Consider the following 11,233-nt stretch of genomic DNA (forward strand, 5'->3'; position numbering starts at 1 on the left):
GCGCCCTGCCCGTCATCAGAATTTCACGACGGCCTGGATGCCATAGGTCGCGGGGTCGTTGTAATTAAGCTGGTCCATCGTCACGACCGGCGACACATAGGTCACATAGCGGGTGCCGGTGATATTCTTGGCCCAGAGCGCGACCTCAAGCGTCTCGTCAGCCGACAGCCACGACAGCCGGGCATTGGCGATGCCATAGGGTTTGACGCGGTTGGCTTGCACATTGTCGGGGGTCAGAAACACCTCCGACTGAAGGCTGCCGTCGACGCGGAGGCGCAGCGCGCTGTCGCCCGGCAGCGGCTGGGTCAGCGAGAAGCCGGCCGAGATCGCGACTTCGGGCGCGTTGACCAGCTTGTTGCCCGAATAATCCTCGGCCGCGAGCGCGGTGAAGTCCTTGTACCGCGCGTGGAGCAGGCTCGCATTGACGAAGGCGTTGAAATTGCGCGACGGCTGCGCCTGCAATTCGACCTCGACTCCATAGAGTTCGGCATTGCCCGCATTCAGCTTGCGCTGGACCGGGATCACGCCAGACGTATCGACGACGAACACCTGCAAGTCGCGATAGTCGTAATAGAAAGCGGCGGCGTTGAAACGTAACTTGCGGTCCAGCAGGTCGCTTTTGAAACCCGCCTCATAGGCGTAGAGCTTTTCCGACCGGAACGGCTGCAACTGGGCCGGATCGCTCGACGAACCGCCCGCAAAGCCGCCGCTGTTATACCCCTTCGACGACGAGGCGTAGAAGAGCAGATCGTCGGTCGCCTGGAACGACAGCGCGGCGCGCCACGACAGGTCCTTGAACGTCTTCGACCCGGTGAAGTCGAGCACCGGCACCGTGATCACATCGTCGAAAAAGCTGTGGAAATCGAAATCGATGCTGTCGGTGGAATAACGCAGCCCCCCGGTCAGGGTCAGCTTGTCCGACAGCTTGACGTCGGCCTGCGCAAACGCCGCCCAGCTCTCGGTCGTCTGCGTATAGGGATAGGCGAAATTGCCAATCGAATTGGCCGGGTCGAAAGTACCGAGAAGATCGTTCGGATCGCGGAACACGCGAAGGATGTCGAATGCGCTCTCGGTGACGAGCTTGTCGTGGAAATAATAACCGCCGACGATCCAGTTCACCGCGCCGCCGTCCTTCGACTGCAGCCGCACTTCCTGGCTATATTGCTTTGGCCGGTCGATATAGGTCGCGGTCAGCACATTGTTCGGGCTGGCGTCGGTATCCTCGACGGTGCTGCGGCGCACCTGCTCATAGGCGCTGATCGACGTCAGCATGACCCCGCCCATATCGAGGCTCGCGGTCAGCGAGCCGCCGAAGACATTGACCCGCTCCTGCCCCTCGATGTCATAATCCCCCGCATTGAGATCGCCGTCGGTATCGGCATAGCCCAAGGCGTCGAGCGGCACGCCGTTCGCGAAATTGGGGTTGCCGGCAAAGTCGATGCCCTGCCCGCGATGCTGGAACTGGCGCGCGCCGCCGCGGTTCTGGCCGCCATGGACGATTGCGCGGATCAAGATGTCGGAATTGGGCGTGAAATCGACGATCGCGCGCCCCGCCCACATGTCGAGATCGTTGAGCTTGTTGCCGGTGACGCGGTTCAGCAGCCAGCCATCGCGGCGCAGATAGGTGCCGGCGACCCGCGCCTTCAGCACATCGCCCGCGATCGGCCCGCCGACCCCGCCCTCGACCTGCACCTCGTTGAAACGGCCATAGGAGACGGCGGCATCGGCGCTGAGCGCGTCGGTCGGCTTGCGCGACGAAAAGCGGATCGCGCCCGCCGTGGTATTGCGGCCATAGAGCGTACCCTGCGGCCCTTTCAGCACTTCGATGCCCTCGCTGTCGAAGACGTTGAACAGCTTGCCGGCGTTCGCGCCGAGGAAGACGTCGTCGACATAGACGCCGACCGCGCCGGTGGTGTTCGAATTGAAGTCGCCGATGCCCACGCCGCGCAGGAACAGCGAGGTGGTCGTCGCCGACGTGCCCGCCTGCGACGAGAGGCCTGGGACCAGCAGCGACAGATCGCGCGGATCGCGGATGCCGACTTCGGTCAGCGCCTCGCCGCTGATCGCGGTGATGCTGATCGGGACATCCTGGATATTCTGCGAGCGCCGCTGCGCGGTGACGACGATTTCGTCAATTCCCTCGCTCTCGCCCGCGTCCTGCGCCGCCGCGACGGCGGGAGCAAGCGCCAGCAGCGAAACCGAAATCAGTGCAAAAGCGCGTTTCATCGACTTCCCCTCTTTCCATTTTCGGATATTTATCCGATTTAGAGAGCAATACGAACGTAAGAGTCAAGAATTTTTGATAAAACGTATGTATAAATCGGATAAATGGTTGCTTTCCCCGCACTCAGCGGGAATGATCGACGGGATCAGGAGGGTGCATGACGATCAACGAACTGACCCGGGCGGAAATCCGCCGCCCCGCCCAGAAACGGAGCCGCGCCCGGTTCGAGGCCATATTGGACGGCGCCGAGCGCCTGCTCGACACCCTGCCCCCCTCGGCGATCAGCATCCATGCCATCGCGGCCGAAGTCGAAATCTCGCCGCCCTCGATCTATCACTTCTTCCCCGAGCCGCAGCTGGTGTTCAGCGCGCTGGCCGAACGCTACCTCAAGCGCTTCGAAGAGGGGGTGCTGACATCGGTGCCCGACGAGGTCGCAAGCTGGCAGGATCTGCAGACGCTGCAATATCGGGCGGGCCAGCAATGGTTCAACGCGCATCCCGCGGCACGCCAGGTCCTGTTGGGAGGGCCGGCCTGGTCTTCGGACATTCGCACGCAGGACCTCGACAGCAATTATGTCACGGCGGGTCGCAGCATCGAATTGATGGCGCAAAGATTCGTGATGCCGGAGATTCCCGACCTCCACGACCGGCTCGTCGAAGTCATCGTGATCAACGATGCGATCTGGTCGCTGTCGATCCGTCGCCACGGGCTGATCACCGACGCGATGGAAGAGCAGGCCCGCCGCGCGCGCATCGCCTATTCGCGGACCTTTCTTCCCGAATATCTGCCGCTCCGCACCGACCGAAAGACCGCGCCTTGACCGCCCCGCTGTCGCCGGTCACCGGCCGGACGCTCGCCACCTCCATCCTGATCGGCTCCTGCGCGCTGCTCGTCCTCGGCGTTCAGCCGGTCCTGCTCGGGGCGATGGTCCAAGAGGGCCGCATAGCCGAAGCGCAGGTCGGCAATCTGGTAACGATCGAAATGCTCGCGATGGTTCTCGGCTCGCTGGCCGGGATCGGGTTGCTCCGCCGGGCGGGCGGGCAGGTCGTGATCGGTCTTGCGGGGCTCGTCCTCGCCGCCATGAACCTTGCGATGACCGGCCAGTCGGGCATGGCCATCCTCGCGTCGGCGCGCGCCATCGCTGGCCTGAGCGAGGGGGTGCTCGTCGCCTCCGCCCTCGTCGCCATTTCCCGCGTGACGCGGGTCGAGCGGGCCAGCGCCATCTTCCTGGCCGTGCAAACGCTTCTGCAAGCCGTCGTCGCGGCGGCGCTTCCTTTCCTGGCCATGGCCAGTTCCCGCACCGACACGGCACTGGTCGCACTCGCCGCCGCCGGCGCGATCGCTGCCGCTTCGGCGCTATCGCTTCCCCGCCAGCTTCGGCCCGCAGCGCCGGACAGCGAGCGCGGCGCCTTGACGCCCGCCAGCCTGACCGCACTCCTTGGCGCAGGCCTGTTCCTCGGCGCCATCGTCTCGGTATGGAGCTATTTCGGCCTCTGGCTCATTCATTATGGATATCCTCCGACCTTCGAGGGGACCGCGGTCTCGCTATGCCTAGTCGCGCAGGTCGTGGGCGCCCTCGCGGCGGCGCGCTTTGGCGAACGCTTGCCGAACCGACACACGATTTCCGTTTGCGCCCTCGTCGGCGCCGTGTTGGTCGCCCTCTTTTTTCTCGGCCGCGACAGCATGGCGGCGATCATCGCCGTGAGCATTGCCTTCGGTTTTGTCTGGCTCTTCACCCTGCCCTTCTTCGCCGGCTGGCTGATCGAAATCGACCCGGGCCGCCGCGCGGTCCTTTACCTTACCGCTTTCCAACTGGGCGGCGCCGCGCTGCTTCCCTCGCTGGCAGGATTGGCCGTGGGCAGCTTTTCGGTCGACGCGATGCTTGTTTTCAGCGGGGCGATATTCGTGACCTTGTCCTGCGTCGTCCGTTTCACCAAGCAGGGTCGCGGATAATCGACTTTGGCCGTGAGCGGGCGGAGATCGGCTATAGGCGGAAGGTCAGGCCGAAAAGTCCCGGGACCGCTCGGCCCTTCCCGCGCCGATCCATGCCGGGATTTTTACGCGCGGAAGCTCTGGCGCCTCGACACACTCCGGAACGCCGGCCTGGCAGGGGCAGTAGGACTCGAACCTACGACCCTCGGTTTTGGAGACCGATGCTCTACCAACTGAGCTATACCCCTAGGCCGGAGTGCGCCATTAGCGGGACAAGGCGGGCGGGGCAAGCGTTATGGCGATGCATAGCTTGCAAAGCATCTCCGCCCTGATATGCGCCGCGCATGACCCCCGTCCGCGCATCCGATCCGCCGCAACATTATCTCGGCGGGATCGCGCTCCGGCTGCTCGCGATGCTCAGCCTGTCGGTGATGTTCGTGCTGGTCAAATATATCGACGCCGCGGGCATCCATCTGATCGAAAGCCTGTTCTGGCGCCAGGCGCTGGTGCTGCCGCTGCTAGTGATATGGGCGTTGATGCACGGCGGTCTTGGTCTGTTCAAGACCCGGCGTATCGGCATCCATGCGCGCCGCGCGATGATGGGGCTCACCGGCATGGCGCTCAATTTCGGCGGCATGATCTTCCTGCCGATGGCGGAGGCGACAACGATCAACCTGTCGGTGCCGATCATCTGCGTCTTCCTTGCCGCCGCGCTGCTCGGCGAGCGCGTCGGGTGGCAAAGATGGGCGGCGGTGATCGTCGGATTTGTCGGCGTGTTGATCGTGCTCAACCCGACAACCCTGCTGATGCAGGGTTTCGAGGGCGACCATGGGCTCGGCACGCTGATCGCGCTGGGCGGCGCGGTGATGACCGCGCTGATCACGATCCAGGTCCGCGACCTCGGCCGCACCGAAAGCGCGATGACGATCGTCTTCTGGTTCAGCCTGATCTCGATGGCGCCGCTCGGCATCGCCCTGCCCTTCGTGTTCACACCGCACAGCACGAGCGAATGGGGCCTGCTCGTCGGGCTCGGACTGCTTGGTGCGGTGGCGCAATTGTCGCTGACCGGCGCGCTGCGCCTCGCCCCGGTGTCGGTGGTGACGCCGATGGATTATTCGAGCCTGCTGTGGTCGATCGCTTGCGGCTGGTGGTTCTTCGGGACCCTGCCCGCCGACACGACGTGGATGGGCGCACCGCTGATCGTCGCGAGCGGGCTGTTCATTGCCTGGCGCGAGCATCGCCTGCATATCGAGCGACAGAAGGATATCGCCGCATGACGCTTCCGATCCTCTATCATTGCGCCGACGCACGCTCGCTGCGCTGCCTGTGGGCGGCCCTGGAGACCGGCGTCGACATCGACCTGCGCGTCCTGCCCTTTCCGCCGCGCGCCTTTGCCCCCGACTATCGCCCGGTAAACCCGCTGATGACCGTGCCCGGCTGGGTCGAGGACGGGCGGTTGATGACCGAGTCCGCCGCGATCTGCGAGCGCATCGCCGAGGGGACGCCGCTTGAGGTGCGCCGCGACGAACCCGATTATTGGGATTATCGCAACTGGCTCCACCGCAGCGATGCGACGCTGACCTTCCCGCTCGCGATCATGCTGCGCTACACGCGCGTCGAGGCGCCCGAACGGCGGCTGCGCCAAGCGGTCGACGATTATAAGGCCTTTTTCGGCGGCCGCGCGAAGAGCATCGAGGCGGCACTGGGCGACGGGCGCGAATGGCTTGTCGCGGGGCGCTTCACGATCGCCGACATCGTCATCGGCTATGCCGCGTATCTGGCGACGACGCTGGGCGCCGACGATGTGCTCGGCGAGAGAACCAAGGCGTGGCTGGCGCGCTGCATGGCGCGCGACGCGTTCGTGCGGGCACGCGAACGGCAAAAGACGGCATAGGGGGAACGCGCCGATGGATTTGAGGCTGGCCGGAGAACCGATTGCCATCGTCGGCGGGACGCAGGGCATGGGCTATGCAACCGCGCGGCAACTGGCCGAGGAAGGCGCGAAGCTGGCGCTGATCGCGCGCGACGTCGAACGCGGCGAGGCGAAGGCTCGGGCGCTGCGCGACCTCGGCGCCGAAGTGATCGTGCGAAGCGCCGACGCCACGCGGCCGGGGGAAGTCGAAGCCGCGATCGCGTCCGCCGCCGATCACTTCGGGCGGTTATACGGGCTCGCGGTCACCGCCGGGCCCGTGCTCAGCCATGGCGGTTTCGAGGACGAAGGCGACGCGCAGTGGGAGGCGAGCTTTCAGGCGGTGCTGATGACCAGCGTCCGCGCGTGCCAGGCCGCGCTGCCGATCATCGCGGCGTCGGGCGGCGGCGCGGTCGTGCTCACCGCCTCCTATTCGACGCGCGCGGCGGCGGCGCACCTTTACCCCTATGTCGCGATGAAATCGGGGATCGCGGCGCTGTCGAAGAATCTCGCCATGGCTTATGGGCCCAAGGGCGTGCGGGTGAACTGCGTCGCCCCCGGCGCGGTCGCGACCGAAGCACTGGCGTCGGCAACGCAGCAGGCGGTGGCGGCCTATGGCGGCGATCCCGAGGCGGCGCTCGACCGCTGGATGACCGAACAATGGGGGATGAAGGTCGCGCTGGGCCGCGTCGGTCGCCCGCACGAACTCGCCGACCTTTTCACCTTCCTGCTATCGAAGCGCGCCGCCTATATGACCGGCGCGATCATCAACCAGGACGGCGGTACGCAGTTTTTCTGAGGCGGCCCCGACAGTCGTGGCGGAGATCGGCACGTCCTGGATAGGCTGGCGGCAATAATCGCCATCGACCAATATTGCCGTCTCGACCGCGGGTGCCCGTTCGGTGCCAGGGGTGCAATTGGGTAAGCGAAACTGGATCGGCGGCAGCTTGGCGCGCACATAATGCCCGGCAAATTCGGGCTTGTCCTTGAGGCGGAAGCGGCGAACGACGACCCGCTGGACGATCTCGTCGAGCGTCGGCGACGCCGAGCGCGTCACCACGACATGCAGGACGCGGCCATTGGGTGCGATCACGGCTTCGGCTTCGACGACCCCTTCACTCTCCTCGCGTATCGCGCGTGCCGGATAATCGTCGGCGGTGATGAAGGGCAGGAAATTTCCCTGCTGGAGCGCCCCGCCATCGAGCAGGCCGCCGGCGCGCTCATAAGCCGCGGCCATCACCGCCTCGGCGCCCGGAACCCGGTTCATCGACAGGCGGCCCAGATTGGCCCAACTGGCGGCCTTCCCGGCTTCGTCGCCACGCCGCAGCGCCGTGTCGAGCCATTGGAACAGGGGGCGGCGGTCGCCGTCGCTCCCCAGAATCGCATATTGCGTGAGCCCGTAGGCTGCGGCGCGTTGCTCGTCGACCGTCGGCGCCGACAGCTGTTTGACGAGGCGCGGCCACAATAACGCGCGGGTCGCCGCGCCGCCCGGTTCGGTCCTGGACGCCCAGGTCTCCATCAGCGTCAGCGCTGCCTGACCAACGGCCGGATCGGCACTGTCCAGCCGCGGCGCAAGGATCGGCAGCAGCAACAGGCGCGCATCATCATTATGAGGCGCCGCGCGGACCAGCAGCGCTTCGGCGCGCGCCGGGTCCGCAGGCAATCCATTGCCGTCAAGCAACAGCCGCGCCGCGCGCGTCCAGTCGCGGCTGTCGTTGTCAGCCTCGATCATGGCGACGGCACGCCCCGCGTCGTGGCGCGGCGACAGCGGGTCGAGCAATGCCTCGAGCAGCATCGCCCGATGCTTCCATCCCTCGCGCCGTTCGGCACTGTCGATGAAGGCCCAAATATCGTCGCGCGCGACAAAATCGCGCTTTTCATCGGCCGACCAGGTCGGGGAAGCGCCGACGCCATAATGGTCGCCGCGCACCCACATCATCCGCCGAAGCTCGGCGAGTTCGGTCATATCGGCGGGCTCGCCGCGCGACTGGAGGAACATAGCGAGCTGCGCGACCGTATCGACATCGACGAAGGTCAGCGCCTTGCCGTCGATGACCCGGCGCGTCACGTCGATCGCCAGCGCCCGGTCCCGGCGGCAGCCATCTTCACCGTCCCAAAGCTGCCACGCGACTTCGGACAGCGTATCGCTGTCGGCGCCCTTGGCGACGAGCAACTTGGCGAGGTTGCCACGATGACGCGCGACGCTCCGGCAAAGCCGGACCAGCTGCCGGTCGCGCCGCTGCATCGCGCGGATTTCCTTGGGGGTCAGGTCGTGGACCGTGATGACGGTGACCGGAACGGCGGAGGCCGCGACCGGTGTCGCCATCAGCGCAAATGCCAGGCCAAACGGCATCGAACCTCCCCGCAGCCCCTTGTCCCGACGGTCGAGGCCGACGCCCTAACCTAGGCCGGCTTCACGGCGGTCGCAAGGCAGGCGGCCGTGATCTCCACAAAGGGATCACGACCGGCCCGGCGATCGTCCGCTAGGGCTGATAGCCCTCCGCGCGGTCGCCATAACCGGGCTCGCTCTGCTTGCGATAGAAACCGAACAAGGCGCTGACGACGGCCGCGACCAGCGCGGCGATCAACACCGCAGGACCGTCGCCCTTCGGCGCAAGATCGGCCTTGCGACCATGAACGAAGGGCTTGATGATCGCGAAATCCGGCGACAATTTGACCGTCCGCTGCAGGGCCTCGATGGCCTTCGATCGGTCGAGGCTCGATTCTCCTTCAAAGATGCCGTCGACCTGCGCGACCGGTCCGATCGTGCCGGGCGCGACAAACATCTTGCCGATTTCGTCGTCGGAAATCGTGCCTTCGACGACGATCACGGCGGTGGCGGGCTCGTCCGGCGTTTTTGCCGCGAGCGGGAAGAGCGGCATATAGAGCGTCCGCCCCACTTCGCGCGATCCCTTGGTCTTGACCGATTCGATCATCCCTTGCGGAAAAGCCTGCGCCTTCAGCACAATCTCGTCATAATCGGCCTTGTATGTCGCCGGTTTCAGCTCATCGAGCGTGATCACAGCCGGCGGCGCGTGGCTGAGTGCCGCCGCCCGCGCGGAATCGTCCGCCCGCATCGAAAAGAACATCGCAATACCGCCTGCGACCAGCAAACCCGCAATCACAAAATAGGCAATCGCAGGCAAACGGAATAGCCACCCCAACATCACCAATCCCCCGTAGACGTTTCAATACAGCAAGTTAGCCCCTTGCTTCAGACCCAATGGCCCGAAATGGCCAATGGCGCAACGCCCTCAATTGACCATCCGTTCGCGCCCCTCCCAATAGGGCGCGCGATGTCACTCACCACCGCCCATCCATTTTTCTTCGCCCGGGAAGGGATAGCGCAGCGAGACGGCCCATTTCTTGCCGCCGATCTCGACCGCGCCGCGTTCCTTGCGGGTCGCCAGAAAGTCGCGGAGCTGCGGCAGCATCGCCGAGGGCACATAGAGGCTGAAGCTGTCGTCGGCCCGCTTGCGCGTATCGGTATCGTCGAGCCCCGGCCAGCCCACCGGCCAATGGATCGACGGATCGGGCGCATAGTCATAGGACCAGATCATGACCTCGACCTTGGCGGGCAGCCATATGGTCGCATCGGCGCGGTCGAAGGTCGCGATCGTGTCGTAGAGTCGCTGGACCTCGGCGGGAACCGCAGCCTCGACCGGCGAGCCGCCCCGATCGGTGCCGGATGGCGCCATCCCCCCATAGACACGAAGCGCCCAGGGTCTTTCTCTATCGAAGACGAAGAACAGGTTTTCAGGCTGGTCGGTCGCGTCGGTGGTCTCGATATTGCCCTGGTGCGCCGCAGCGTCGGCGAGGTTCATCGAGGCCAGCAGCTTGCCGCGCGCCTCCGCATCGAGATGGACGAAGCGATAAGCGTCGCCCCGCGCATAGATCAGGTCGCCATTGTCGTAGAGCGCGAAGGCGGGCGAATCCGATCCCATAACCATCAGCCAGGGATTGGTCTCGATCATCACCACCTGCGGCTGCGGCGCCGCAGCCTCCTCGGCCGCGATCGACGGAAACGACAGGCTGGCGAGCAGCAGGGCGAACAGGAATCGGACCGACCTCATCGGTAGGACCTAGCCGCAAACGGCTCAGTTCACCATCCGCTCGCGCCCCTCCCAATAGGGCGCGCGGAGGTCCTTGCGCAGGATCTTGCCGCTGGCGTTCCTCGGCAACGCTTCGATCACGTCGACCGACTTGGGCACCTTGTACGGCGCGATGCGGTCGCGGGCCCAGGCGATGATGCTCGCGGGATCGACCTTTTCACCTGGCTTGGGAACGACGACGGCCTTCACCGTCTCGCCCCATTTGTCGTCGGGAATACCGATCACCGCGACCTCCAGCACCTGCGGATGCCCGAAGATCGCGCTCTCGACCTCGGCGGGATAGACATTCTCGCCGCCCGAGATGATCATATCCTTCATCCGGTCGTGGATGAAGATATAGCCGTCGGCGTCCATATAGCCCGCGTCGCCGGTATGGATCCAGCCGTCCTTGTCGAGCGTCGATGCCGTCGCTTCGGGCAGGTTCCAGTAACCGAGCATATTGTTCGACGAGCGGGTGATGATCTCGCCCACCTCGCCGAGCGGGACGTCGTTGCCGTCGCCATCGACGATGCGCGCCTCGACCCCCTTCATCGGACGACCCGCCGACCGCATCCGCGGATTGCCGTTCGGGTCATGGTCCTCGGGCGGCAGCATGATGACGGTGCCGGTGGTCTCGGTCATCCCATAGGCCTGAATGAAATCGGCGCCGAACATCTGGATGCACGCCCGCAGCAGTTCGAGCGGGATCGGCGCGGCGCCATAGAGGATATATTTGAGCCGGCTGAAATCGGTTTCGGCGCAGCGCGGGTTCTGGAGCAGCAGATGGAGCGCGGCCGGCACCATGAAGAAGCGGGTGATCCGCCCCTGCTGGACGAGATCGAGAACGCGCCCGGTGTCGAATTCGGCCAGCACATGGCTGCCGACCCCGGCCGCCAGCGCCATCACATTGAGGCCGGTGCCGCCGATATGCGCGCAGGGCATCGCCACGAGCACGCCCTCATCGGCATCCCATTTCGTCCAGGGTTCGCCGCCCTCGAGGTTGGGGAGGCGCAGGCCGAACAGGTTGCGGTTCGACAGCACCGCCCCCTTGGGCTTGCCGGTGGTGCCGCTGGTGTA

General features: G+C 65.4%; 10 protein-coding genes and 1 tRNA gene. 5 read left to right on the plus strand and 6 right to left on the minus strand.

The genetic code is table 11. The features are described from left to right. Positions 1–15 precede the first annotated feature (15 nt). On the minus strand, positions 16–2,226 hold the full coding sequence (locus tag ACREB7_RS07480) for a TonB-dependent receptor (RefSeq protein ID WP_431591665.1): 2,211 nt from the start codon (positions 2,224–2,226) through the stop codon (positions 16–18). A gap of 155 nt (positions 2,227–2,381) precedes the next feature. On the opposite strand from ACREB7_RS07480, the gene ACREB7_RS07485 reads away from it, so the two are divergent. Both ACREB7_RS07485 and ACREB7_RS07490 read left to right on the plus strand, forming a co-directional pair. Further along, positions 2,382–3,044 (plus strand): TetR/AcrR family transcriptional regulator, encoded by a 663-nt coding sequence (locus ACREB7_RS07485; protein ID WP_431591666.1) that lies wholly within the window; start codon positions 2,382–2,384, stop codon positions 3,042–3,044. Beyond that, entirely contained in the window at positions 3,041–4,177 is a 1,137-nt protein-coding gene (locus ACREB7_RS07490; RefSeq protein ID WP_431591667.1) for an MFS transporter, read from the plus strand. Before ACREB7_RS07485 ends, ACREB7_RS07490 begins: the two co-directional genes overlap by 4 nt. Before the next feature lie 151 nt (positions 4,178–4,328). Here ACREB7_RS07490 and ACREB7_RS07495 read toward each other — a convergent pair. After that, positions 4,329–4,404, minus strand: a tRNA-Trp gene (locus ACREB7_RS07495). A gap of 96 nt (positions 4,405–4,500) precedes the next feature. On the opposite strand from ACREB7_RS07495, the gene ACREB7_RS07500 reads away from it, so the two are divergent. The 3 genes from ACREB7_RS07500 to ACREB7_RS07510 are packed head-to-tail and all read left to right on the plus strand — an operon-like array spanning position 4,501 to position 6,864. After that, complete coding sequence (locus tag ACREB7_RS07500; RefSeq protein WP_431591668.1) at positions 4,501–5,433, plus strand: DMT family transporter; 933 nt, start codon at positions 4,501–4,503, stop codon at positions 5,431–5,433. Next, on the plus strand, positions 5,430–6,050 hold the full coding sequence (locus tag ACREB7_RS07505) for a glutathione S-transferase family protein (protein WP_431591669.1): 621 nt from the start codon (positions 5,430–5,432) through the stop codon (positions 6,048–6,050). Before ACREB7_RS07500 ends, ACREB7_RS07505 begins: the two co-directional genes overlap by 4 nt. Before the next feature lie 13 nt (positions 6,051–6,063). Further along, on the plus strand, positions 6,064–6,864 hold the full coding sequence (locus ACREB7_RS07510) for an SDR family NAD(P)-dependent oxidoreductase (RefSeq protein WP_431591670.1): 801 nt from the start codon (positions 6,064–6,066) through the stop codon (positions 6,862–6,864). Here ACREB7_RS07510 and ACREB7_RS07515 read toward each other — a convergent pair. The 4 genes from ACREB7_RS07515 to ACREB7_RS07530 all read right to left on the minus strand — a co-directional run. Beyond that, a complete protein-coding gene (locus ACREB7_RS07515; protein WP_431591671.1) occupies positions 6,796–8,418 on the minus strand; it encodes an energy transducer TonB in 1,623 nt (540 codons plus the stop codon). The two genes, ACREB7_RS07510 and ACREB7_RS07515, sit on opposite strands and share 69 nt — an antisense overlap. A 130-nt stretch (positions 8,419–8,548) precedes the next feature. Beyond that, entirely contained in the window at positions 8,549–9,154 is a 606-nt protein-coding gene (locus ACREB7_RS07520; protein ID WP_431591672.1) for a hypothetical protein, read from the minus strand. A 210-nt stretch (positions 9,155–9,364) separates the two neighbouring features. Continuing rightward, the gene (locus ACREB7_RS07525; protein ID WP_431591673.1) at positions 9,365–10,138 is read right to left on the minus strand and encodes a hypothetical protein; all 774 of its coding nucleotides are present in this window, start codon (positions 10,136–10,138) and stop codon (positions 9,365–9,367) included. Positions 10,139–10,162: 24 nt separating this feature from the next. Then, positions 10,163–11,233, minus strand: a 1,071-nt coding sequence (locus ACREB7_RS07530; RefSeq protein WP_431591674.1) for an AMP-binding protein, incomplete at its 5' end; no start/stop codon positions are given.

Origin of the sequence: Sphingopyxis sp. (genome assembly GCF_050725615.1) — a bacterium.
Classification (GTDB): Bacteria; Pseudomonadota; Alphaproteobacteria; order Sphingomonadales; family Sphingomonadaceae; genus Sphingopyxis.

Excerpts from the sequence above, each read along its gene's own strand:
- ACREB7_RS07480 (WP_431591665.1), bottom strand. The coding sequence starts at position 2,226 with ATGAAACGCGCTTTTGCACTGATTTCGGTTTCGCTGCTGGCGCTTGCT.
- ACREB7_RS07485 (WP_431591666.1), top strand. The coding sequence starts at position 2,382 with ATGACGATCAACGAACTGACCCGGGCGGAAATCCGCCGCCCCGCCCAG.
- ACREB7_RS07500 (WP_431591668.1), top strand. The coding sequence starts at position 4,501 with ATGACCCCCGTCCGCGCATCCGATCCGCCGCAACATTATCTCGGCGGG.
- ACREB7_RS07505 (WP_431591669.1), top strand. The coding sequence starts at position 5,430 with ATGACGCTTCCGATCCTCTATCATTGCGCCGACGCACGCTCGCTGCGC.
- ACREB7_RS07510 (WP_431591670.1), top strand. The coding sequence starts at position 6,064 with ATGGATTTGAGGCTGGCCGGAGAACCGATTGCCATCGTCGGCGGGACG.
- ACREB7_RS07515 (WP_431591671.1), bottom strand. The coding sequence starts at position 8,418 with ATGCCGTTTGGCCTGGCATTTGCGCTGATGGCGACACCGGTCGCGGCC.
- ACREB7_RS07520 (WP_431591672.1), bottom strand. The coding sequence starts at position 9,154 with ATGTTCTTTTCGATGCGGGCGGACGATTCCGCGCGGGCGGCGGCACTC.
- ACREB7_RS07525 (WP_431591673.1), bottom strand. The coding sequence starts at position 10,138 with ATGAGGTCGGTCCGATTCCTGTTCGCCCTGCTGCTCGCCAGCCTGTCG.